This window comes from Bradyrhizobium sp. I71, from assembly GCF_022354745.1.
GTDB lineage: Bacteria > Pseudomonadota > Alphaproteobacteria > Rhizobiales > Xanthobacteraceae > Bradyrhizobium > Bradyrhizobium liaoningense.
In genome coordinates, this window is the sequence record NZ_CP059398.1 from 2,253,624 (window position 1) to 2,275,463 (window position 21,840).

Genomic DNA, 21,840 nt, shown 5'->3' on the forward strand with positions numbered 1-21,840 from the left:
CGGCGCGATGGCTTCGACCAAAGCGCGAGAGGCCGCCTTCGCCGCTGCATGGTCGCGATGCGTCCGCGCCCCATTGATGCAACCTCGATTTCCGTGTCTTTGGACAGCGCCGGGTGATCAGCCGGCCCGGGTCTCGCCGGGCCGGAGGCTTCGGCGTATTCCACGCGGGGCCCCAACAGCCACATGTCCGCCACCGGCCACACCACGAGCGCGGAAACATCCGGACACAGCTGGATCGCCAACCAGCCTTATCTGCTGCTCAGCATTACCGCGCTGTGCTGGGCCGGCAACGCCATCGTCGGACGGCTCGCCGCCGGCCACATTCCGCCGGTCACGCTGTCGTTCCTGCGCTGGTTCTTCGCCTTCCTGCTGGTCCTGCCGTTTGCCTTCAAGCACCTCGTGCAGGACTGGCCGGCGATCCGCGGCAAGCTCGGCCTGATGATCACGCTCTCGGTCACCGGCATCGGCGCCTTCAACACGCTGCAATATTGGGCGCTGGAGCATACCCAGGCGCTCAATACGCTGCTGCTGCAATCGGCCGCGCCGCTGCTCGTGGCGCTGTGGTCGCTGGTCATTCTCGGCATCCGGCTCACCGCGGCGCAGGCCTTCGGTGTGCTGCTGTCGATGTGCGGCGTGCTGACCATCCTGCTGCACGGCGATTTCACCACGCTGTCGAACATCGACTTCAACAAGGGCGACCTGATCTTCCTCCTCGCGCTCCTGATCTTCGCGCTCTATTCGGTGCTGACGCTGAAGCGGCCGCCGATGCACGGCCTCTCGTTCCTCGCCTTCACCTTCGGCTGCGGCGCCGCCTGTCTCATTCCGCTGGAGATCTGGGAACTGTCCGCACGCCCGGTCATGAAGCTCGACGGGCCGAACCTGCTGACCCTGTTCTACGTCGCCGTTTTCCCCTCGGCGCTCGCCTATCTCTGCTTCAATCGCGGCGTGCGCCTGATCGGCGCCAACCGCGCCGCGCCGTTCTTCCATGTCGTGCCCGTGTTCGGTTCGATCATGGCAATGGCGTTTCTGGGCGAACACCCGCAGGCGTTCCACTTCATCGGCTTCGCGCTGGTGCTGGCGGGCGTGTTCGCAGCGTCAAGGAAGCAGGCGACCTAGCTCTTCCTTCTCCCCTTGTGGGAGAAGGTGGCGCGAAGCGCCGGATGAGGGGTATCCATACGCACATTCCAATGAGAGTTGGACTCGCGGAGAGAAACCCCTCACCCGTCTCGCCGCTTCGCGGCGAGCCACCCTCTCCCACAAGGGGAGTGGGGAAGAAGCGCGCCGCGCGACGGACAGCCTACCTCACCTTGAACTTGCTGTAGGCTTCGCTGGTGGCGATGATGACATGCTCGGCGCAGCCGTTGACGCGATGCGGATCGGCCTCGCGCTCGTAAGCCTCCGACGTCATCATGTCGAGGAAGGCCGCGACCGTCGGATAATAGACCAGCGCCACAAAGTCCCATTCGTTGCCGTCGTGCGGACCGAGCGCGACCGTCTTGACCTCGCCGGTCCAGAGCAGCGTGCCGCCGCGTGCCCTGATCATCGGCACCGTGATCGCGCTGTAGCGAAGATAAGCATCCCAGCCGGACCCGTCGCCGTCGCGCGAACGCGCATGGAAACGCATCAGGTTCAGCATCACCACCGGCGCCTGCGCATCGAGTTGCTCCAGGCCCTCAATGTTCAACATATTGACCGCCAATGGCACCTCCTCGGGTCATGCCTGCATTGTAGCATTGCGGCCCTGTGACTTGTGTCACAACGACAAACCGGCGCAAGCTCGCATGCAACGCCAATGACGACCGCTTCGCCCGCGCCACCGGCCTCGAATCCGGCCAGCTGGCTCAACAACCAGCCTTATCTGCTGCTCAGCCTGACCTCGCTGTTCTGGGCCGGCAACATCGTGCTCGCACGCCATGTCGGCGCACATGTGCCGCCGCTGACGGTGACCACGATCCGCTGGTACGGTGTGTTCCTGATCCTGTTGCCGTTCGCCTGGCCGCATCTGAAGCGCGACTGGCCCGCCCTGCGCAGGAGCCTGCCGCTGATGCTGTTCCTGTCGCTGGTCGGCTTTGCCTTCAACAACGCGATCTCGTACTGGGCGATGCAATACACCGAGGCGCTGAACGCGCTCTTGATCCAGTCGGCAGGCCCCCTGTTCGTGGCGCTGTGGTCGCTGGTGCTGTTCGGCGTGCGGCTGACGAGCGCGCAGCTCGGCGGCATCGCGATCTCGCTTCTCGGCGTGCTGATCATCATCCTTCGCGGCGATCTGGCCGCGCTCAAGAGCATCAGCTTCAACAGGGGCGACATCATGTTCGCCTCCTCGCTGGTGGCATTCGGCATCTACTCCGCCTTCATCCCGCGGCGGCCGAAGATCCATCAGCTCTCCTTCCTGTCCTTCACCACCTGCTGCGGCGCGACGATGCTGCTGCCGACGGCGATCTGGGAGGGCGCCAGCGGCCGCGTGCTGCAATTCGACCTGATCACGCTGGCGACGCTGGGCTACATCCTGATCTTTCCCTCCACCCTCGCCTACCTCTTCTTCAACCGCGGGGTGGCGCTGATCGGGCCGAACCGGGCGGCGCCGTTCTTCCATCTGGTGCCGGTATTCGGCTCGGCGATGGCGATCCTGCTGCTGGGCGAAAAGCTGCAAGCGTTTCACCTGATCGGCTACGTGCTGGTGCTCGCCGGCGTCGTGATCGCATCGCGCCAGGGCTCGGCAGTGAAGTAATTCCGCGTGACGGACGTGAGCGCTCTCGCGTCCCGGAAGCGCAGACCCGGGACCCAGTTCGCCGCAGCATGGCCCGGCTCTGCAGCGCATCACTTCGTGCTGCGCAGCGTCCGGGGCACGAGACAAACTCCCGTCTTCCGATTTCAACGTAGAGACGCTAGGTTCCCCGCCAACGAAAAAGAGGGAACGACCAAATATGATTTCAGCGTTGATTCGAAACCTGCGGACCGTCGGCGCGGCCGTACTCTGCCTCGCCGCAGCATCCACGGCTCAGGCCGACAACTATCCGAGCCGTAACATCACGCTGGTGCTGCCGTTCGCGGCCGGCAGCGGCACCGACACCACGACGCGGCTGATCTCGCAGCATCTGTCGCAGGCGCTCGGCGTCGGCATCGTGATCGAGAACAAGGCCGGCGCCAACGGCATGCTCGCGGCGACCTATGTCGCGAAGGCCGCTCCCGACGGCTACACGCTGCTGGTGACGACCAACACCACGCATTCGGCCAATCCCTATCTGCTCAAGAGTCTCACCTACGATCCGGTCAAGGATTTCACCCCGATCGCGCGCACCGGCGACCTGCCGTTCATGCTGGTCATCAATCCGGAAGTGCCGGCCAAGTCCGTCGCCGAGCTCGTCGCCTACGGCAAGACCAATCCGGGCAAGCTGAGCTACGCTTCGGGCTCGTCGTCGGCGATCGTTTCGGGCGCGACCTTCGCGCACAATGCCGGGCTCGACCTCCTGCACGTGCCCTACAAGAGCTCGCCGCCGGCGCTCAACGACGTCATGGGCGGCCGCGTCTCGATGATGTTCGTGGACATCCTGACCGGCCTGCCCCACGTCAACGGCAACGCCCTGCGCGCGCTCGCCGTCACCACCAAGGATCGCTCGCCGCTGGTGCCGCACCTGCCTTCGATGCAGGAGGCCGGCGTGCCCGACTTCGACATCTCGTCCTGGCAGGGCTATTTCGGGCCGGCCGGCGTGCCGAAGGAGATCGTGACCCGGCTCAACACCGAGATCAGGAAGATCGTCGAGAATCCGGAGATCAAGGCCAAGCTCGCCACGCTCGGCATGGACGCGTTCTCGGGGACGCCGGAACAGCTCGGCACGTTCGTGAACGAGCAGCTCGTGCTGTGGGAGAAGCTGATCACGAACGCGAAGATCGAGAAGCAGTAGAGTCCACGGCACGGCTCTCGCAGGGTGGGCAAAGCGTAGCGTGCCCACCGACATCTCGACGAGCTCAAAAAGAAAAGGTGGGCACGACGCTTCGCGTCTTTGCCCACCGTACGAGTTCAGCGTACTCCGCATTCTCCGTCATGGCCGGGCTTGTCCCGGCCATCCACGGATATCCGCGCGCGGTGCCCGAGAACGTGGATGCCCGGGACAAGCCCGGGCATGACGTCGGAGTTGATGGCAAAGCTCTCGTGTTGAGCTTACGCCGTGCGCACCTTGGCGAGGAAGCCGTCCACCGCGCTGCGCAGCGCGCCGGACTGGCTGTCCAGCTCGCGGGCGTTGGTGAGCACGTCGGTGGCCGCCGTGCCGGTTGCTTCCGCAGCCGAGGTGACGCTGCCGATATTGGCGTTGATCTCGTTCGATCCGGCCGCGACCGACTGGATGTTGCGGGCGATTTCGCGGGTCGCCTCGCCCTGCTGCTCGATCGATGCGGAAATGCCCGCGGTGATCTCGCTCATCTCGGCGATGGTCTGGGTGATGCCGGAGATGGCCGTGACCGCGTCGCTGGTCGAGGTCTGCATCGCCGCGACCTGCGCGGAGATCTCCTCGGTCGCCTTCGCCGTCTGGTTGGCGAGCGCCTTGACTTCGGAGGCGACGACCGCGAAGCCGCGGCCGGATTCACCGGCACGTGCCGCCTCGATGGTGGCATTGAGCGCGAGCAGGTTGGTCTGCGCGGCGATCGAATGGATCAGCTTGACGACTTCGCCGATCTTCTCGGCGCCGGTCGAGAGCACCTGCACGGTGGCGTTGGTGCGCTCGGCGTCGCTGACGGCGCGGCTCGCGACCTCGGTCGAGCGGGTGACCTGGCGGGAGATTTCCGCAACCGAGCTCGACAGCTCTTCGGCGGCTGCCGCGACCGTGCCGACATTGCCGGAGGCCTTTTGCGAGGCAGCGCCGACCGTCGCGGCACGCGAGGAGGCGTCGCTGGCGGTTGCCGTCATCGACTGCGCCGTCGTCTGCATGCCGGCGGCGGCCGAGGAGACCGAGCGGACGATGCCGTTGACGCTGCGTTCGAAGTCGTTGGCGATCTCCTCCATCGCGCTGCGACGTTCCGCCGCGGCGCGCTCCTTGGCATCGGCCTCGGTCTTCTCGAGGGCACGGATGCGAACCGCGTTGTCCTTGAAGATCTGCACGGTCGAGGCCATCGCGCCGACCTCGTCGCCGCGGCCGACGCCCGGAATGTCGCCCTCGAGCTTGCCGTCGGCGAGGTCCTTCATGCGGGCGCCGAGCAGCGCCAGCGGGCGGCTGATGCCGCGACCGATCAGCCAGGCGACGCCGCCGGCAACGATGACGATGCCGAGCATTGCAATGCCGAGCATCCAGTAGACCGGCCCCATCTTGGCATCGATGTCGTCGAGATAGGCGCCGGTGCCGAGATACATGTCGAGACCGGGCACCGCGACCGCGTAACCGATCTTGCGGATCGGCTTCTCCTGACCGGGCTTCATATATTCATAATGCAGCAGGATCGACCCGTTGGCCTTGACGCCGTCCATCAGCTCGACGGACAGCTTGCGGCCGTTGGTCATGACGTCCATGCGGTTCGCACCGATCACCTTCGGATCGGGCGCGAGCTGGGTGATGCCGTCGTATGAGGTGCCGAACAGGTAGCCGGCGCCGTTGTCGTAGGTCATCGCGTTGCCGTAGCGGCGAAGCTCGGCCATCGCCGCGTCCTTCGTCATCTCGCCGGCGTCGACGCGCTTCTTGAGCGCGGCAGCATAGTTGCGCGCCATCTCCACGATCGCCTTGGCTTGGTCGATGCGTGCGCTCACCATCTCCTGCTTCATCAGGTAGCCGGCGAGGACGCCGGAGAAGCAGAGCCCCAACAGCGTGACGCCGACGAGAATGCCGAGCTTCGGGGCGATCTTCAGATTACTCAATTTCACGGTTTGGCTCCGGCAATGATGGGATACGGGCGCGCGACGAGAACGACTAAAATCGAATCAACTTTTAGTGCGGGAGCCCTTAGCAACTTACTTACGTGCCTCCGTAGAAACCCTGACGCAGTCGCCGGAAACGGCAGATTTATCTCCCCCGACAACCGTGAATTGTACGCGACGGCATCGATTTCGCGTAAAAGACGCACAGGCCTGCCCGCGGAGGCGGGTCACAACAAGAACCGACAAACCAAATCGGGAGCGGAAAATGCCGAAATACAGGGTGGTGACGCCGAAGGGTGCGAGCTTCACCGTCGCGGGCAGCGATTACTCCTATGAGCGCGAGGCGCTCGATCCGATCGATGCCGAGATCGTCGAGGCGCCCGCCGACGAGGCCGGGTTCATCGCCGCCGCGAAGAATGCCGACGCCATCTACGCCAAGGGCATCCCGATCACCAAGTCGATAATCGACACGCTCGAGAGCTGCAAGGTCATCACCCTCGGCTCGGTCGGCGTCGACAGTGTCGACGTCAAGGCCGCCACCGCGCGCGGCATTCCCGTCACCAACATCCCCGACACCTTCATCGAGGAGGTCGCCGACCACGCCATGATGCTGCTGCTCGCGGGCTTCCGTCGCCTGGTCGAGCAGGACAGGATGGTGCGCAGCGGCCGCTGGGCCGAGGGCCGGCCGGCGCTGCTCAAGATCCCGAGGCTGATGGGCCAGACGCTCGGCTTCATCTCGTTCGGCCGCGTGGCGCGTGCAGTTGCGAAGCGCGCGGCGCCGTTCGGCCTGCGCATGATGGCCTATGATCCGTTCATCCAGGAAACCCTGATGTACGACCACGGCGTGATCCCGGCGACGCTGAACGAGGTGTTGTCGCAATCCGACTTTGTGTCGATGCACGCACCGGCCCGCCCCGAGGTGCATCACATGCTGACGGAGAAGCATTTTCGGCAGATGAAGAAGGGTTCGATCTTCATCAACACGGGTCGCGGCGCCACCGTGGACGAGGAGAGCCTGATCAAGGCATTGCAAGAGGGCTGGATCGCGCACGCCGCCCTCGACGTTCTGGAGAAGGAACCGCCCTCGCACAACAATCCGCTGCTCGGCATGGAGAACGTGACCCTGACCGCCCATGTGGCGTCGGCCTCGGCACGGTTTGACGAGGCACGCAAGCGCCGCGTGGGCTACGAATTGTCACTGGTGCTTCAGGGCATGTGGCCGGTAAGCTGCGTCAATCCGTCGGTGCTGCAGAACACCGCGCTCCGCCGCTGGCAGCCCGTCAGCATGGACCGGGGACCGAACAGCTAGGCGGGCGGCGTAGAACGCGCCGACGACCGAAACGGCCCTTCACCGGCGATCAACGCCGGGAAGGGAGACATCATAGGGAGGAACCGATGAGGAACGACATTACACGTCGTGACGCCTTGGCGCTGGGCCTGTCCGCTGCAACGCTCGCAGCCACCGGTGCTGCAGCGCAAACATCCAATATCAAGGCCGCCGACGTGGCGGCACCCAAGCGCGAGATCGAGAAGGGCGCATCCTTGCGCATGCTGCGCCCGGTGCGCTTCGTCCAGGCCGACGAGGACGTGTTCCGCGCCAACGCGGCAAAGTTTACCAAGGAGACCGGGGTCGAGGTCAAGGTCGACTTCGTCGGCTGGGAAGACATCAACCAGCAGACCGCGGTGACCGCCAATTCCGGCGCCGGTCCCGACATCATCATCGGCTTCTCGGATGCGCCGCACATCTACATCGACAAGCTGATCGAGCTGACCGACGTCGCCGACTATGTCGGCAAGCGGTATGGCGGCTGGCTGCCGCTGGCGCAACGCTATGGCAAGAAGAACAAGAGCGACGCCTGGATCGGACTACCGTTCGGTGCCACCGCGGGCCCCCTGATCTACCGCAAGTCGATCCTTCAATCGGTCGGCTTCGACAAGGTGCCGGAAGACCATGCCGGGATTCTCGACCTGTGCCAGAAGCTGCACAAGGCCGGCAAACCGGCCGGCTTTGCGCTCGGCAACGCCAAGGGCGACGGCAACGGCTTCGCAAACTGGGCGCTATGGTCGCACAACGGCTCCCTGCTCGACGAGGAAGGCAACGTCGTCATCAACAGCAAGGAGACGATCGCCGCGCTGAACTGGGTCAAGCAGCTCTATCCGACCTTCATCGCCGGCACGCCGTCGTGGAACGACGTCAGCAACAACCGCGCCTACTCCTCGCAGGAGATCTCGCTGACCGCCAACGGCGTCTCGCTGTATTTCTCGCTGAAGAACGACCCGGCAACCAAGGCGATTGCCGAGGACAGCGAGCATCAGCTGCTGCCCAAGGGTGTTGCGAAGATCTCGCCCATGGCCGGCCTGACCCTGAACGCCATGGCGTTCAAGCACAGCCAGTACCCCAACGCCGCCAAAGCCTTCCTGCAATACATGCTGGAAAAGGACCAGTACGAGCCGTGGCTCAATGCCAACTCCGGCTACTGGTCCCAGCCGCTGGCCGCCTATGCCGAGGCTGCCGTGTGGTCGCAGGATCCCAAGGTGAAGCTGTTCAAGGACACCATGAACAGCACCTATTACGACGGCTACAAGGGCCCGATCTCGACGGCGACGGGTGCCGTCAGCGCCGACTACGTGCTGATCCAGATGTTCGCGTCCGTCGCAACCGGCGCTGCCACTCCGGAGGCCGCCGCAGCAGAGGCCGAGCAGCGCTGCAAGCGGTACTTCCGGCGGCAAGCCGCGAAGTAACGTCCCGATAATGCGGCCGTCATTGCGAGGAGCAATGACGAGCCGTCATTCCGGGATGGTGCGCAAGCACCAGACCTCAGGTGCGCAAATGCGCACCGGGAAATCTCGAGATTCCGGGTTCGATGCTGCGCATCGCCCCGGAATGAGCTTGGAGCCCTGAAGAGACAAAGGTCCGATGTCCGTAACCGCTCTTTCAACGCACAGCGCGCTGGCCCGGCAGCCGAACTGGATCGTGCGATTGTTCGACTACAAGCCGTTCCTGATCGTGATGTGCCTCGCGCCCGCGATCGGGCTGCTCACCGTGTTCCTGACCTATCCGCTCGGACTCGGCATCTGGCTCGCCTTCACCGACACCACGATCGGCCGGCGCGGCACCTATGTCGGCCTGGAAAACTTCCAGTATCTGCTCACCGATCCCTTGTGGTGGAACGCAGTGTTCTACAGCGTGCTCTATACGGGAGTCGCGACCTTCGGGAAGTTCGCGCTCGGCTTCTGGCTGGCGCTCCTGCTCAACAACCATTTTCCGTTCAAGAGCCTCTTGCGTGCGATCATCCTGCTGCCATGGATCGTGCCGACGGTGCTCTCGGCGCTGGCGTTCTGGTGGATCTACGATCCGCAGTTCTCGATCATTTCCTATCTTTTGGTCGACGTACTGCACTGGCGGTCGAGCAATATCGACTTCCTCGGCTCGCCCTGGCCAGCGCGCTTCTCGCTGATCGCCGCCAACATCTGGCGCGGCATTCCCTTCGTCGCGATCTCGCTGCTGGCGGGCCTGCAGACCATCTCGCCCTCGCTCTACGAGGCCGCGATGCTCGACGGAGCCAGCGCCTGGCAGCGCTTCCGCTACATCACCTTCCCGATGATGATGCCGATCCTCGCCATCGTCATGACCTTCTCGATCATCTTCACCTTCACCGACTTCCAGCTGGTCTACGCCATCACCCGCGGCGGCCCGGTGAACTCGACGCATCTGCTGGCGACGCTGGCCTTCCAGCGCGGCATCGCCGGCGGCGAGCTCGGCGAAGGCGCGGCGATCGCGGTTTCGATGATCCCGTTCCTGGTGTTCGCGACGCTGTTCTCCTATTTCGGCCTGGCGCGCCGCAAATGGCAGCAGGGAGAGGCCAATGACTGACACCGTCGCGCAACCGACCGCGGATGCCAAAGCCCCGCCCGACACCATGGCCTGGGATTCCGGGCTGCGGCGGCTGATGATGATCTACCTGCCGCTCGGCTGCTTCGTGCTGATCCTCTTGTTTCCGTTCTACTGGATGGCGATCACCTCGTTCAAGCCGAACGCGGAGCTGATGAACTACAAGGACAACAACCCGTTCTGGATCTCCTCGCCGACGCTCGCCCACATCAAGCACCTGCTGTTCAACACCGCCTATCCGCGCTGGCTGACGACGACGATGCTGGTCGCGGTCGGCTCGACCACGCTATCGCTGATCGCGAGCACGCTGGCCGCCTACGCCATCGAACGGCTGCGCTTCCGCGGCAGCCCCTATGTCGGCCTCGGCATCTATCTCGCCTATCTGGTGCCGCCGTCGATCCTGTTCATTCCGCTCGCCACCGTCGTGGTGCAGTTCGGCCTGTTCGACTCGCCGCTTGCCCTGATCCTGGTCTATCCGACCTTCCTGGTGCCGTTCTGCACCTGGCTCCTGATCGGCTATTTCAAGTCGATCCCCTACGAGCTCGAGGAATGCGCGCTGGTGGACGGCGCGACACGGCTCCAGATCCTGCGGCGGATCACGCTGCCGCTCGCGGTGCCCGGCCTGATCTCGGCCGGCATCTTCTCCTTCACGCTGTCCTGGAACGAGTTCATCTACGCGCTCGCCTTCATCCAGAGCGGCGCCAACAAGACGGTGCCGGTCGCGATCCTGACCGAGCTCGTCACCGGCGACGTCTACCAGTGGGGCGCACTGATGGCGGGATCGCTGCTCGGCTCGCTGCCGGTCGCGATCTTCTACTCGCTGTTCGTGGATTACTACGTCTCGTCGCTGACCGGCGCGGTGAAGGAATAGACGACGGCTTCGCGCGAGCGATCGTGCGATCGTGATAGACCGCTCCACTGTTTCGGTCCCACCTGCCACGCGGAAGGCGGGGTCGATCGTTGGCGCCGTCGATGGTCGCGCGAAAAGCGAGAATTGCATGGCATCGCCAAGACTCGATTCGTTGTCCAGACGAGGCTTCTGCTTGTGTTGCGTCGGCGGCGCAGCGTTCGCGGCCACCGCGGGCTGGCTCACGCCGCGCCAGGCCTATGCCGAGGCCCGAGGCATCGTCAGCCTGATCAAGGACAGCGCGGCAACAGCGCCCATCACGACCTACAAGCTGCGCAACAACATCAGCGTGCTTGAGGGGTCCGGAGGCAACATCGCCGTCCTGACCGGGCCAGACGGCAAGGTGCTGGTCGATGCCGGAATCGGCGTATCACGGCCGCAGCTCAGCAAGGCGCTGGCCGAACTCGGCGGCGAGCCGGTCACGCATCTGATCAACACGCACTGGCACTTCGACCATGCCGACGGCAATGAGTGGCTGCATGCGGCGGGTGCGAAGATCGTAGCCCACGAGAACACCCGCAAGCATCTTTCTGGCATCCAGCGAGTCGAGGACTGGGACTACAATTTCCTCCCCGCGCCCGCCGGTGCCCTTCCGGCCGAGGTCTTCGCCAAGGAGCACAGGCTGAAGCTCAACGGCGCATCGATTTCGCTTAAGCACTACGGAACCGCACATACCGATAGCGACGTTTCCGTCTCGTTCGCCGAGGCCAATATCCTGCATGCGGGCGATACCTACTGGAACGGCATATATCCCTTCATCGACTATTCCACCGGCGGCAGCATCGATGGCATGATCTCGGCGTCCGACGCCAATCTCGCCGCGGCCAAGAGCGATACCATCATCATTCTTGGCCACGGCAAACCCGTTAGCAACAAGGCCGAACTCCAAGAATTCCGCGACATGCTCGTTGCCATCCGCGACAACGTCGGCAACCTCAAGAAGCAGGGAAAGACGAGGGACGAGGCCGTTGCTGCCAAGCCGACCGCAGCGTTCGACGCGAAATGGGGGCAGTTCGTCGTCGATCCCGGCTATTTCACCAGGCTGGTCTACGAAGGCGTGTGACGTGCTGCGGGCAGCTGCGGCGTTTGGCCCAGCTTCACAAACTGCAACGTGCCGTCCGAAGGCGTGCGTCCGCCAAGAGGGGACGCACATGCGGGGCTTTTCTCAGCACCGTCGCAACGATCATTCTCACCGCAGTTCTGCGCTGGCGCAGAGCGAGGGCGAATTCCCGGCCAAGCTCGCCGGCCACGTGGTGATGCCGGCCGAGTCGTTCATCGACGCGCCGGCCGATCTCAAGGCCCCAAGCGCGGTGAAGGAATAGCTAGGCCAGCCGCGCCTTGAGGCGCGGCGTGGCCCAATCCAGAAAGGCGCGGAGCTTGAGCGGAGCGGGCTTTCGCTCCGCGTAGATGATATGCACCGGCCAGGGCGCCTGCTCGAATTCCTCCAGCATGAGGACGAGCTTGCCGGAACGTCGCGCAGCCTCCATCTTATAGGACATCACGCGCGTGACGCCGGCACCTGCGACGGCAGCTTCGACCGCCGCTTCCGAGTCGCTCACCGTCAATCTCGACCGTATCGGCACCGTGACTTCGCTGCCGTCCTTGACGAACTTCCAGCTCTTCTGCGCCGCATGGCTATCGACGCCGATACAATCGTGCGACGCGAGATCTGCGGGCTCGCTCGGGTGCCCCCGCTTCGCGAGATATCCGGGACTGGCGCAGAGCACGAACCGCACCGAGCCGACCCGCATCGCGATCAGGTTGCTGTCCGGCAGACTGCCGATTCGAATCGACACATCGATATTCTCGTGGACGGTGTTGACGATGCGATCGGTAAGGACGAGCCGCAGCGCGATCTCGGGATAAGCCTCCATGAACTCGAGCGCGATCGGCAGAAGGTGCATGTGGCCCAGTCCCCACGGCGCCGTCACCGCGAGATCGCCCCTCGGACTTCTGTACTCGCCGGAGACCTCCCTCTCGGCATCGTCCACCTGCTCGATGATCCGCTTGCAGGCCTCGATATAGGATCGTCCCGCATCGGTCAGCGTCATCTGGCGCGACGACCTCTGAAACAGCTGGGCGTTCAGCCGCGTCTCAAGCTCGGCAACCGTCCGGCTGACCGTTGCGACCGGCATCCTCAGGCGCCGGGAGGCTGCCGAGAAGCTTCCTGTTTCATTGACGGCGATGATCACCGACATCGCCTCCAGCCGGTCCATCAGACGCGTCTTTCCGTAACCTGAGAAGTTGCTTCTCGATCATATGGACTGATCCCGGCGGTCGCAATCGGTTACCCGAAGCTTGCTGCGGACTTTGGAATGGACGGCTGGAAGGTGCCTGGAAAACGATCATTCGACGAACGCCGGACATCATTCGGCTGCTCGCAATTCCGACATCTCGGCCTCACGCGCGAAGACAGCGTGGATTTGGATCTGCCTTCGGCATCCTCCGGCGCACCAGCCACAAGCCGCCGAGCACAAGTCCACCGGCCGCTTTGACGACGTCATCGCAGAATGCAGCGCCGGGCCTGCGGGTACCGACGAATACAATCATCACCGATTTTGACTGGGAGATCGACATGAGTACCGAGAACATCACACGCCCATCAGCCGGCCTCGATCGCCGACACCTCGTCCTTGGCTTGTCCGGAGTTGCCGTTGCCGCGGCTGCGCCGGCTGCCGCGGCGAAACCGCAGCGCGATCACGCCGGAGCCGCGGGCTATCCCGTCACATACCATCGGACCAGGACCGTCGACGGGATCAAGATCTTCTACAGGGAGGCAGGGCCGAAGGATGCACCCGTGGTGCTGCTGCTGCACGGCTTTCCGACTTCGTCGCACATGTTCCGCAACCTGATTCCGGCGCTGGCCGACCGGTACCACGTGATCGCTCCCGACTACCCGGGCTACGGGCAGAGCGACATGCCGCCGCGCGCGACATTCAAGTATACGTTCGATCGTTTCGGCGAGCTCGTCGATGGTCTGCTCGACCAGCTTGGCGTCAAGCGCTACGCGATGTACGTCATGGACTACGGCGCGCCAGTCGGCTGGCGGCTGGCGCTCAAGCATCCCGAGCGCATCAGCGGCCTCATCGTCCAGAACGGCAACGCCTACGACGAAGGACTGAAGGAGTTCTGGAATCCGATCAAGAAATACTGGGCCGACGGGTCAGACAGCAGCCGTCAGGCGCTGATGAAGCTGCTGACCCTGGAGACGACCAAATTCCAGTACACCGACGGCATGTCCGACGTGAGCCGCATCTCGCCCGACAACTGGGTCCATGACCAGGCGCTGCTGGACCGGCCCGGCAACAACGAGATCCAACTGGACATGTTCTACGACTACCGGACCAATCTGCCGCTATACCCGGCAGTGCAGGCCTACTTCCGCAAGCATAAGCCGCCGACGCTGATCGTGTGGGGCAAGAGTGATTTCATCTTTCCGGCCGACGGCGCCCATCCTTACAAGCGCGACCTTCCCCAGGTGGAGTTTCATCTCATCAACTCCGGCCACTTCCTGCTCGAGGACAGGTTCGACGAGGTAACGCCCCTGATCCGCGATTTCCTCGCTCGCAAGATGGCCTGAGGCGCAACGAGATCGGATCGCGCGTCACCGAACCCGATTCCGATCTCCTCGCCGCCAAGAAGTAGCCGGGCCTGCGGCCTTTGGCCCGGCTTCACAAAACTGCAACGTGCCGTCCGCATAAGGCGTGCGTCCACCAACAGGAGACGCACATGCGCGCGACTTTTCTCAGCACCGTCGCAACGATCATTCTCACCGCCAGTTCTGCGCTGGCGCAGGGCGAAGGCGAATTCCCGGCCAAGCTCGCCGGCCACGTGGTGATGCCGGCCGAGTCGTTCATCGACGTGCCGGCCGACGCACCCGCCGATCTCAAGACCCCAGGCAAATATACCACCGGCAAGCGGGTCGACGCGCTTGGCACCGTCATGGGCAAGTCCTACGAGCGACCGACCGGCGTGTCGCTGCCGTTCAAGGGCCAGCCGCTCCAGGGGAATTCGGGCATCAAGACCATGCCCGACGGTAGCTTCTGGGTCATCACCGACAACGGCATGGGCGCGCGCGCCAACTCGCCGGATTCGATGCTGTACCTGAACCGCTACAAGATGGATTGGGCGAGCGGCAAGATCGAGCGACAGGAGACCATCTTCCTGCACGATCCCGACAAGAAGGTGCCCTTCCGCATCGTGCATGAGGATAGCCAGAAGCGCTATCTCACCGGCTCCGATTTCGACACCGAAGGCTTCCAGATCGTCGGCGACACTTTCTGGATCGGCGACGAGTTCGGCCCCTATGTCCTGAAGGCCGACAAGTCGGGCAAGATCCTCGGCGTGTTCGACACGGTCGCCGACGGCAAGCCGGTGCGCTCGCCGGACAATTGGGCCGTCGCAACGCCGGGTGCGCCGGGCGCGACCTACACCAACGTCAATCTCCGCCGCTCCAAGGGCTATGAGGGCTTCGCCTCGTCGAAAGACGGCAAGTTCCTCTATGGCCTGCTCGAAGGACCGCTGTGGGATGCCGAGAAGAAGGACTGGGAGAAGGTCGACGGCAAGGAAGCCGCCCGAATCCTCGAATTCGACGTCGCCGCGGAGAAGTTCACCGGCCGCTACTGGCAGTATGTGTTCGAGCAGAACGGCAACGCCATCGGCGACTTCAACATGATCGATCAGGCCTCCGGCCTCATCATCGAGCGCGACAACGGCGAAGGCACCGCCGACAAGGCCTGCCCGCAAGGCACCCGCGGCGAGAACTGCTTCCCTGACCTGGCCAAGTTCAAGCGCGTCTACAAGATCGAGCTCTCCGACGCAAATGTCGGCAAGCCCGTGCGCAAGATCGGCTATATCGACCTGATGAAGATCAGGGATCCCGACAAGAAGGCGCGGAAGCCGCTCAACGACGGCGTCTACACCTTCCCGTTCTTCACCATCGAGAACGTCGATCGCGTCGACGACACCCATATCATCGTCGGCAACGACAACAACCTGCCGTTCTCCTCCAGCCGCGATCCCAACAAGGCCGACGACAACGAGTTCGTGCTGCTCGAGGTCGCGGATTTCCTGAAGGCGAAGTAGGACGAGTTCGTTCCTCTCCCTCTCCCCACCCGCGGGGAGAGGGCTGGGCCTCATCCCCCGTCGTTGCGAGCGCAGCGACGCAATCCAGAATCTTTCCGCGGAGACAGTCTGGATTGCCTCGCTGCGCTCGCAATGACGACGATAGAACTTCAGTCCCATCTCTCAATGAGGTCGCGGAGACAATCCCTCGCACCCTTTTCACGTCAGACCGTGAATGGGTGTGAGCGAGCATCATCACCTCACCGTAAACTCCACCGGGATCGTAAAACTCATCGAGCCGGTCCTGATCTCGTCCGGAAACGGCGGGAAAGGCGAGGCTTGGCGGATCATCGCCATGGCCTGCGCGTCGAAGGCGGCGACGCCGGACGAGCCTCCGAGACGGCTGGACGTGACTTGCCCGCCACGGCCGAGGGTGAAGCTCAGCCTCGCGACGCCGCGCTGGCCACCTCCAGCTGACGGATATTGATGGAAGCGCATCAGATGCGCGCGGACGCGTTGATTGTAGGATGCAATCGCGGAGGCCGTCGCACCCGCACTCATGGCAGATGCCATCGGCGCCTCGCGCTCGGCGCGCGGCGGTGCGCTGGTGCGCGGCGCGGGCGTTGCCTCCGACGGCTTCTTCGCCTCGCGGCGAACCACCTTCGGCTTCACTGCGGCAGGCGTTTCGACCGGCACGATCTTCGCCGGCTCGGGCCTGGCCGGTGTCGGCTCCAGCTTCCGCTCCGGCGGCGCCACGACATCCGGCTGCTCCTGCGGCGGCGTCGGCGCGATGGTCTCCTCGACGGCCTGCTGCTGGACGGGTTCGGGCGGTGAGGCGTCGGCCTCTTGCATGACCGGCCCCGGGGCGAGGTCGTCCTGCGTCGGCTGCGGCGCCGAGGTCACCGGGGCCATGTCGATCATGATCGCGGGCAGGCTGACGCCCTGCTCGGGCTGCGACTTGAGCCAGCTCGCCGCAAGCAGCGCGGCAGCCACGTGCAACGCCACGATCACGGCCGCCGAGACACCCCAGCGCGCGCCCTCGTGCTCGCCGAGCGGCTCGTGCAGGGCGAAGGCGTTCGCGGCCATCAGCTGCGTCCGTCGAGGCCGACCAGCGCGACCTTGAGATAGCCGGCATTGCGCAAGGCGTTCATCACCTCCATCAGGTCGCCATAGGAAACGGCCTTGTCGGCGCGCAGATAAATGCGCTCGTCCTTGCGGCCTTTGGTGGCAGCATCGAGCGAGCTGCCGAGCGCGTCGCGACCCACGATATCCTCACCCACCGCGATCGAAAGATCCGGCTTGACGGTGACGAAGACCGGCTTGTCGGGCCGCGGCGCCGGTTCGGCCGCGGTGGCCGGCAGATCGACGCCGATGTCGACGGTGGCAAGCGGAGCCGCCACCATGAAGATGATCAGGAGCACCAGCATCACGTCGATGAACGGCGTGACATTGATCTCGTGGGTAACGTCGAGATCGCCCGGGTCACCGCGCGCGAGCAGCGATGGCGAACGTGCGCCGAGCTTGGTGGCCATGGCCTACTCCGCAGCCCGCGCCAGGCGGAGATGGCCGTGGTCGCGCTGGCGGCTGACCAGCAGCATGAGCTGCGCCGAGGCGTCGCCGAGCAGGGCGCGGTAATTGGCAATGCCGCGGACGAGATGATTGTAGATCACGACCGCCGGGATAGCGGCGACGAGACCGAGCGCGGTCGCGAGCAACGCTTCCGCGATGCCCGGCGCGACCACTGCAAGGCTGGTAGTGTGACTCTCGGAGATGCCGATGAAGGAATTCATGATGCCCCAGACGGTGCCGAACAGGCCGACGAACGGCGCGGTGGCGCCGATGGTCGCGAGCACGCCGGTGCCGCGCGCGATCTGCCGCGACATCGCCGCCTCGACCCGCTCCAGCCGCAGCGCGACGCGCTCCTGCAGGCCGTCGTCGAGGATGCCGCCCGAGAGCTCCGCTTCCCTGGCGCAGGACTGGATGAGCTGGGCGACAGCGTCGCGCGCGTCGCCAGCTCTTGCGGATGCCTCGGCCAGCGTCATGTTGCCCTCGAGGCCGCGCGTCCGCCGCAGGGCGAGCGAACCCTTGCGGCGCAGCTCGATGGTCTTGGCGAGCCACACCGTCCACGTCACCAGCGAGGCGATGGCGAGCCCGACCATCACCGTCTTCACGATGATGTCGGCGCTGACGAACATGCCCCAGGGCGACAGATTGCGCGGCAACAGGGCTTGGTCGATCGCGAAGGCGGGTGCCGGCGCGAGCGCCAGCGCGATGGCTAGGATTGCATGCCGAAGCCTGGAATTGCACAGCATCCCGATCTCCCGACGAATTGAGGCGAGCTACGCCGCTGCGGCGGCCGCGGTCCGGTCCGCAAGTTGACGAAACCGCGCCAGCTGGTCTCCGCGTAGCGCCCGGGTCTCGTCCCGGCCGACAAACACCTTGAACATGATGCCGCCATCGGCGTTGACGAAGGCGACGAAGGCGGACGTCTTGCCCATGAAGGGACGCTCGACGAAGGCAACGGCCGCACACCGCTCGTGGCGGAGATGGCCGTGCAATCCCTTCGGCTGCATCAGGTTGAAATAGCCGCGGCCGATCTCCCCCGCGGGAATTGGGCCCGTGAACTCGAAGATCGCATCATCCGTGTGCACGATGAGGGTGACCTCGCCCCATTCCGCGATGTCCTGCATGACGGCCGCAAAGTGCTCGCCGCCCCCGATGCGCATCATGGCAGACGGCAGCGCCTCGATCACCGCGCGCGGGGTGACCTTGCGCTCGCGCGCGACGTCCTCGATCACCGCGCCGGGATTGTCGGCCATATAGGCCTTGAGATCGGTGCTCGGCATGTCCGGCTCCCTTTCGTGATCGGCCGCGATCTAGGCGGCCGCACTCGCCTTGCGCTCGGTCATGATGACCTCGAACCCTTCGAACTTGGGATGACTGAGATAGAGGCTCTCGCCGGTCTTGTTGTCGGCGCGCGCATGGGCGCGGCGGAATTCCTCCGAGCGCGTCCAGGCCTCGAAGGCAGCCTTGTCGATCCACACCGTGTGCGAGGAATACAGCGTGTGGTCCTCGGCGACCGGCCCCTTGAGCAGATGGAATTCGACGAAGCCCGCCATGCTGCCGAGATAGGACTCGCGCGTCCGCCAGACGGTTTCGAACGCGGCTTCCGAGCCGGGTTTCACCTGAAAGCGATTCATAGCGATGAACATAAAGGTCTCTCCTTGCTATCAAGACGAAAACGCGCCGAAGCCGCGCTGGAACATCAGCGCGGCCCGGCGGGGGTTGTGGAGCTGCGGGGCCGGTCGGCTTACGCACCTCCAAAGTGGATCTTCATTCCGGCCTTGTAGACCCTGCCCGGACCCGGGCTCGACCACAGCACGTCGTTCTGCGACGTGCCGTCGGTCGAGCTGCCGGGAATGGCGTAAGGCCGGTAGTACTGGTTCAAGAGATTGTCGATCGAGGCCGAGATCACGATGTCCCTGGTCGCATTGTAGGTCAGGTACAGATTGACGAGATCGTAGCCGGTCGAGCGGATATAGTTGGCCGGCACGTCGTTGTTGGGGCCGTACGACGCCCACTGCGCCGACAGGATCAGCGTGCGATCGAGCAGGCGGACGCCGCCGGTGGTGACGACCTTGGTCGGAGTGATGGTCGCAAGCCCGATATTGGTCTGGACGTTCTTGCCCTTGATGTAGTGCCCGGCGACGCCGATGAACCAGCTGCCGGCATCGTACATCGTCTCCGCCTCGAAGCCCTCGATGCGAGCGTTGGCGATGTTCTGGTACTGATAGTACTGGCTGAACGATCCGAACGGCGGCACCGCGACCGGCGCCGAAGCGACGAGGTCGATGTAGTCGCTGACATCGTTGCGGAAGAGATTGATCTTGCCGCGAAACGAGTCGTTGGCGCTGAAGATGTTGTCGTATTTCAGGTTGAAGCCGACCTCCTTGTTCTTGCCGACCTCGGGACGAAGGTTCGGGTTGGGCAGGAAGCAGAACAGGCCGACGGTGCCGTCAGGACAGGGGAAGAAGGCCGGCCCGCCACCCGTCGCATGCGCGCCGGAGATCACGGTCTCGGTGATCGACGGCGCGCGATAGCCTTCGGCGTAGCTGACATAGGGCTGGAAGCCCGGAACCGGCGTGACGCCGAGGGTAATCTTCGGTGAGAAGCGGTCGCCGCCGGCGCTGGTCCTGCCGGAATCAAGATCGTAGCGGTCGTAGCGGATCGCGCTCACCGCCTCGAACCAGGTGCTGTAGTTCTGCTTCAGCTGAAGGAAACCGCCCGACACGGTGCGGATGCCGCTCGGCGTCGTGATGTTGGAATTGCCCCGGCTGTCGGTCGTGATCACGTCGTCCTGGAAGGCGTCGATGCCCCAGGTGACGGCGTTGCGCCAGTCGCCCACGTTGAAGCGCGTGGTGTTGTTGACGTCGATGCCGTAGGTATCGAGGACATAGCCGCGCTTGTCGCCGACACAGCCCGAAATGTTGTTGCCGAAATTGCCCGTCCCGCAATAGGCGCCACCGGACGTGGAATAGTGATAGGTCTTGGTCTGGTCGTTGTCGACGCGATTGCCGTAGATCGACATGTGCCAGTCGAACAGATTGTCGCTCGGCAGCGAATAGTTCCAGGTGATGGTCCCGGTGTAGTTCTTCGCATCGGAGGCGTAGACCGACGAGCCCTGATAGAGCGCGCGCTGCGCCGCTGTTACCACCGGACCGCGGTTGAACTGGCCGATATCGTATTGATAGTCCTGGAAGACGGCGCCGAACTTGACCTCGTGACCGAGGGCCGGCCGCACCGTGAGCTTCATCAACCCGGCCTCGACCTGGTTGCCGGTGTTGCCGATCTCGGTGCCGTTGCCGTCCTTGTAATTGCCTTGCGTGCGGTAGACCGCGCCGCCGAAGATATCGACGTCGGGCGTGGCGCGCACGCCGCCGAACACCGAGCCGAGGCCGCGATTGTTGTTGGAGCCGTAGGAGCCAGAGAGATCGACGCCCCAGCGCTCGCCGGGGCGCAGCACGTCGTTGATGTCCTTGGTGCGGAACGAGACCAGACCGCCGATCGCGCCGGAGCCGTAAATGTTGGCGGTCGGTCCGCGCACCACATCGACCCCGCCGATCAATTCAGGATCGAGGAAGAAGGAGCCGTTGGCGTTGTGGCCGGTGCGCTGGTAGTTCTGCCGCGCACCATCGACGACGACCGCGACGCGCCCGAAATCCTGCAAGCCGCGAATGTTGATGACGGTCGCGGGATCGTCGCCGCGCTCCTGAAACGATACGCCGGGGATGGCGTAGAAGATGTCCGACAGCCGGTTGGGCTGGAGTCCCTGGATCTTGTCCAGCGAAATCGAGCTGACGGGCGCGAGCGCATCGATCGCCCGCTCCGGGGTCTTGGTCGCGGCGACCGTGATGGTATCGAGCGTCTGCACGGGTGGAGTACCGGCCGCTTGCGCGTGCGCATTCATGACGTCTGGCGTTGCCTGCTGCGCCGCCTGCGGCTTGGCCGGCTTGCGCTTTGCCTGCTTCGGCCGCTCCGACGAGGCGCTTTCGGCTTGCGGCGATGCGGTCTGCGCGAGACTGCTCTCCGTCACCAATGCTGCAAATGAAACCACCGACGCGCCCAAAATCAGGGCGCGCGAATACCTAGCCCCGTCAGCCATATCAGCCCCAGCCTGCACTTCGCTTTAATTTTGGAGTCTCTTGGCTGGCGCGCGTTCGCAACGCGAACGACTGGCTGGCTGATCTTCTCAAACCGCGGGGACGTCACCCCGCTGCCACAATTGGTTACGTGGCAACACTCCGACGGTCAATGACAACTGATTGCAGTTTATATCGATTGTAAATTGCCGCCGTTGGAATGCGCCTCGCGCCGCTTATACAAGGCAAGACACGTCAGAAATTTCGAAAGCGCACCCCGACAACAATGTCAGCATCATCCGGAGACAGCGGCGGCGGCGCGGCAGGGCCGGCAGGAAGCCCTTCCGCAACAACGAGAACCCTCACCATGCGAGGGAGCCGGATCGACAGCCGCGAGCTGTTTGCGGCCGAGCGCGAGATCATCATCGCGCATGGCGAGGACAGCTATCGCCTGCGCCTGACCTCGCAGAACAAGCTGATCCTGACGAAGTGAAGCGCA

21 protein-coding genes are annotated in these 21,840 nt (G+C 64.2%); 12 read left to right on the forward strand and 9 right to left on the reverse strand.

Features of this window, described 5'->3' with window-relative positions:
* The first annotated feature begins 183 nt into the window (after window positions 1–183).
* Window positions 184–1,116, forward strand: coding sequence for a DMT family transporter (locus FJV43_RS11185; RefSeq protein ID WP_239626974.1), 933 nt, complete (start codon window positions 184–186; stop codon window positions 1,114–1,116).
* A gap of 181 nt (window positions 1,117–1,297) precedes the next feature.
* On the opposite strand, the gene FJV43_RS11190 is transcribed toward FJV43_RS11185, so the two are convergent.
* Window positions 1,298–1,687: a DUF1330 domain-containing protein gene (locus tag FJV43_RS11190; protein WP_239626976.1), complete on the reverse strand. Its 390-nt coding sequence runs from the start codon at window positions 1,685–1,687 to the stop codon at window positions 1,298–1,300.
* Window positions 1,688–1,792: 105 nt separating this feature from the next.
* On the opposite strand from FJV43_RS11190, the gene FJV43_RS11195 reads away from it, so the two are divergent.
* Both FJV43_RS11195 and FJV43_RS11200 read left to right on the forward strand, forming a co-directional pair.
* Window positions 1,793–2,728: a DMT family transporter gene (locus tag FJV43_RS11195; protein WP_239626978.1), complete on the forward strand. Its 936-nt coding sequence runs from the start codon at window positions 1,793–1,795 to the stop codon at window positions 2,726–2,728.
* 196 nt (window positions 2,729–2,924) lie between these two features.
* Complete coding sequence (locus FJV43_RS11200) at window positions 2,925–3,902, forward strand: tripartite tricarboxylate transporter substrate binding protein (RefSeq protein ID WP_239626980.1); 978 nt, start codon at window positions 2,925–2,927, stop codon at window positions 3,900–3,902.
* Between the two features lie 257 nt (window positions 3,903–4,159).
* Here the strand turns inward: FJV43_RS11200 and FJV43_RS11205 are convergent, their stop codons facing one another.
* On the reverse strand, window positions 4,160–5,845 hold the full coding sequence (locus tag FJV43_RS11205; RefSeq protein WP_239626981.1) for a methyl-accepting chemotaxis protein: 1,686 nt from the start codon (window positions 5,843–5,845) through the stop codon (window positions 4,160–4,162).
* A gap of 259 nt (window positions 5,846–6,104) precedes the next feature.
* Between FJV43_RS11205 and FJV43_RS11210 the strand changes: the two genes are divergently transcribed.
* The 6 genes from FJV43_RS11210 to FJV43_RS11235 all read left to right on the forward strand — a co-directional run bounded on the left by FJV43_RS11210 (window position 6,105) and on the right by FJV43_RS11235 (window position 11,960).
* A complete protein-coding gene (locus FJV43_RS11210) occupies window positions 6,105–7,148 on the forward strand; it encodes a C-terminal binding protein (RefSeq protein WP_239626983.1) in 1,044 nt (347 codons plus the stop codon).
* Window positions 7,149–7,234: 86 nt separating this feature from the next.
* The gene (locus FJV43_RS11215; protein WP_239626984.1) at window positions 7,235–8,581 is read left to right on the forward strand and encodes an extracellular solute-binding protein; all 1,347 of its coding nucleotides are present in this window, start codon (window positions 7,235–7,237) and stop codon (window positions 8,579–8,581) included.
* A gap of 268 nt (window positions 8,582–8,849) precedes the next feature.
* Complete coding sequence (locus FJV43_RS11220) at window positions 8,850–9,713, forward strand: sugar ABC transporter permease (protein WP_239629394.1); 864 nt, start codon at window positions 8,850–8,852, stop codon at window positions 9,711–9,713.
* Window positions 9,706–10,602 carry a carbohydrate ABC transporter permease gene (locus FJV43_RS11225; protein WP_239626986.1) on the forward strand — a complete coding sequence of 299 codons (897 nt, stop codon included), beginning with the start codon at window positions 9,706–9,708 and terminating at the stop codon, window positions 10,600–10,602. The genes FJV43_RS11220 and FJV43_RS11225 overlap by 8 nt, the downstream gene beginning before the upstream one ends.
* Window positions 10,603–10,729: 127 nt before the next feature.
* Window positions 10,730–11,701: an MBL fold metallo-hydrolase gene (locus tag FJV43_RS11230; RefSeq protein WP_239626988.1), complete on the forward strand. Its 972-nt coding sequence runs from the start codon at window positions 10,730–10,732 to the stop codon at window positions 11,699–11,701.
* An 88-nt stretch (window positions 11,702–11,789) separates the two neighbouring features.
* The gene (locus FJV43_RS11235) at window positions 11,790–11,960 is read left to right on the forward strand and encodes a hypothetical protein (RefSeq protein WP_239626989.1); all 171 of its coding nucleotides are present in this window, start codon (window positions 11,790–11,792) and stop codon (window positions 11,958–11,960) included.
* Here FJV43_RS11235 and FJV43_RS11240 read toward each other — a convergent pair whose 3' ends face one another.
* On the reverse strand, window positions 11,961–12,854 hold the full coding sequence (locus tag FJV43_RS11240; protein ID WP_239626991.1) for a LysR family transcriptional regulator: 894 nt from the start codon (window positions 12,852–12,854) through the stop codon (window positions 11,961–11,963).
* 359 nt (window positions 12,855–13,213) lie between these two features.
* On the opposite strand from FJV43_RS11240, the gene FJV43_RS11245 reads away from it, so the two are divergent.
* Entirely contained in the window at window positions 13,214–14,218 is a 1,005-nt protein-coding gene (locus FJV43_RS11245; protein WP_239626999.1) for an alpha/beta hydrolase, read from the forward strand.
* Between the two features lie 149 nt (window positions 14,219–14,367).
* Window positions 14,368–15,723: an esterase-like activity of phytase family protein gene (locus FJV43_RS11250; RefSeq protein ID WP_239627001.1), complete on the forward strand. Its 1,356-nt coding sequence runs from the start codon at window positions 14,368–14,370 to the stop codon at window positions 15,721–15,723.
* A gap of 234 nt (window positions 15,724–15,957) precedes the next feature.
* Here FJV43_RS11250 and FJV43_RS11255 read toward each other — a convergent pair whose 3' ends face one another.
* The 6 genes from FJV43_RS11255 to FJV43_RS11280 all read right to left on the reverse strand — a co-directional run bounded on the left by FJV43_RS11255 (window position 15,958) and on the right by FJV43_RS11280 (window position 21,364).
* On the reverse strand, window positions 15,958–16,788 hold the full coding sequence (locus tag FJV43_RS11255; RefSeq protein WP_239627003.1) for an energy transducer TonB: 831 nt from the start codon (window positions 16,786–16,788) through the stop codon (window positions 15,958–15,960).
* Window positions 16,788–17,234, reverse strand: coding sequence for a TonB system transport protein ExbD (gene exbD / locus FJV43_RS11260; protein ID WP_239627005.1), 447 nt, complete (start codon window positions 17,232–17,234; stop codon window positions 16,788–16,790). Before exbD ends, FJV43_RS11255 begins: the two co-directional genes overlap by 1 nt.
* Window positions 17,235–17,237: 3 nt before the next feature.
* Complete coding sequence (gene exbB / locus FJV43_RS11265) at window positions 17,238–18,014, reverse strand: tonB-system energizer ExbB (RefSeq protein ID WP_239627007.1); 777 nt, start codon at window positions 18,012–18,014, stop codon at window positions 17,238–17,240.
* A 27-nt stretch (window positions 18,015–18,041) separates the two neighbouring features.
* Window positions 18,042–18,548 carry a heme utilization cystosolic carrier protein HutX gene (gene hutX, locus FJV43_RS11270; RefSeq protein WP_239627016.1) on the reverse strand — a complete coding sequence of 169 codons (507 nt, stop codon included), beginning with the start codon at window positions 18,546–18,548 and terminating at the stop codon, window positions 18,042–18,044.
* A 30-nt stretch (window positions 18,549–18,578) separates the two neighbouring features.
* Window positions 18,579–18,914 carry an antibiotic biosynthesis monooxygenase gene (locus tag FJV43_RS11275; RefSeq protein WP_239627018.1) on the reverse strand — a complete coding sequence of 112 codons (336 nt, stop codon included), beginning with the start codon at window positions 18,912–18,914 and terminating at the stop codon, window positions 18,579–18,581.
* A gap of 98 nt (window positions 18,915–19,012) precedes the next feature.
* Window positions 19,013–21,364, reverse strand: coding sequence for a TonB-dependent hemoglobin/transferrin/lactoferrin family receptor (locus tag FJV43_RS11280; RefSeq protein WP_239627020.1), 2,352 nt, complete (start codon window positions 21,362–21,364; stop codon window positions 19,013–19,015).
* 263 nt (window positions 21,365–21,627) lie between these two features.
* Here FJV43_RS11280 and FJV43_RS11285 point away from each other — a divergent pair, with 263 nt between their 5' ends.
* Window positions 21,628–21,834 carry a hemin uptake protein HemP gene (locus FJV43_RS11285; protein WP_239627027.1) on the forward strand — a complete coding sequence of 69 codons (207 nt, stop codon included), beginning with the start codon at window positions 21,628–21,630 and terminating at the stop codon, window positions 21,832–21,834.
* Window positions 21,835–21,840 lie beyond the last annotated feature (6 nt).

What these genes read in the sequence shown, in the direction of transcription:
- FJV43_RS11185 (WP_239626974.1), top strand. Translation starts at nt 184, where the DNA reads ATGTCCGCCACCGGCCACACCACGAGCGCGGAAACATCCGGACACAGC.
- FJV43_RS11200 (WP_239626980.1), top strand. Translation starts at nt 2,925, where the DNA reads ATGATTTCAGCGTTGATTCGAAACCTGCGGACCGTCGGCGCGGCCGTA.
- exbB (WP_239627007.1), bottom strand. Translation starts at nt 18,014, where the DNA reads ATGCTGTGCAATTCCAGGCTTCGGCATGCAATCCTAGCCATCGCGCTG.
- FJV43_RS11250 (WP_239627001.1), top strand. Translation starts at nt 14,368, where the DNA reads ATGCGCGCGACTTTTCTCAGCACCGTCGCAACGATCATTCTCACCGCC.
- FJV43_RS11275 (WP_239627018.1), bottom strand. Translation starts at nt 18,914, where the DNA reads ATGTTCATCGCTATGAATCGCTTTCAGGTGAAACCCGGCTCGGAAGCC.
- FJV43_RS11195 (WP_239626978.1), top strand. Translation starts at nt 1,793, where the DNA reads ATGACGACCGCTTCGCCCGCGCCACCGGCCTCGAATCCGGCCAGCTGG.
- FJV43_RS11240 (WP_239626991.1), bottom strand. Translation starts at nt 12,854, where the DNA reads ATGGACCGGCTGGAGGCGATGTCGGTGATCATCGCCGTCAATGAAACA.
- FJV43_RS11190 (WP_239626976.1), bottom strand. Translation starts at nt 1,687, where the DNA reads ATGTTGAACATTGAGGGCCTGGAGCAACTCGATGCGCAGGCGCCGGTG.
- hutX (WP_239627016.1), bottom strand. Translation starts at nt 18,548, where the DNA reads ATGCCGAGCACCGATCTCAAGGCCTATATGGCCGACAATCCCGGCGCG.
- FJV43_RS11210 (WP_239626983.1), top strand. Translation starts at nt 6,105, where the DNA reads ATGCCGAAATACAGGGTGGTGACGCCGAAGGGTGCGAGCTTCACCGTC.
- FJV43_RS11215 (WP_239626984.1), top strand. Translation starts at nt 7,235, where the DNA reads ATGAGGAACGACATTACACGTCGTGACGCCTTGGCGCTGGGCCTGTCC.
- FJV43_RS11230 (WP_239626988.1), top strand. Translation starts at nt 10,730, where the DNA reads ATGGCATCGCCAAGACTCGATTCGTTGTCCAGACGAGGCTTCTGCTTG.
- exbD (WP_239627005.1), bottom strand. Translation starts at nt 17,234, where the DNA reads ATGGCCACCAAGCTCGGCGCACGTTCGCCATCGCTGCTCGCGCGCGGT.
- FJV43_RS11280 (WP_239627020.1), bottom strand. Translation starts at nt 21,364, where the DNA reads ATGGCTGACGGGGCTAGGTATTCGCGCGCCCTGATTTTGGGCGCGTCG.
- FJV43_RS11220 (WP_239629394.1), top strand. Translation starts at nt 8,850, where the DNA reads ATGTGCCTCGCGCCCGCGATCGGGCTGCTCACCGTGTTCCTGACCTAT.
- FJV43_RS11285 (WP_239627027.1), top strand. Translation starts at nt 21,628, where the DNA reads ATGTCAGCATCATCCGGAGACAGCGGCGGCGGCGCGGCAGGGCCGGCA.
- FJV43_RS11235 (WP_239626989.1), top strand. Translation starts at nt 11,790, where the DNA reads ATGCGGGGCTTTTCTCAGCACCGTCGCAACGATCATTCTCACCGCAGT.
- FJV43_RS11255 (WP_239627003.1), bottom strand. Translation starts at nt 16,788, where the DNA reads ATGGCCGCGAACGCCTTCGCCCTGCACGAGCCGCTCGGCGAGCACGAG.
- FJV43_RS11245 (WP_239626999.1), top strand. Translation starts at nt 13,214, where the DNA reads ATGAGTACCGAGAACATCACACGCCCATCAGCCGGCCTCGATCGCCGA.
- FJV43_RS11225 (WP_239626986.1), top strand. Translation starts at nt 9,706, where the DNA reads ATGACTGACACCGTCGCGCAACCGACCGCGGATGCCAAAGCCCCGCCC.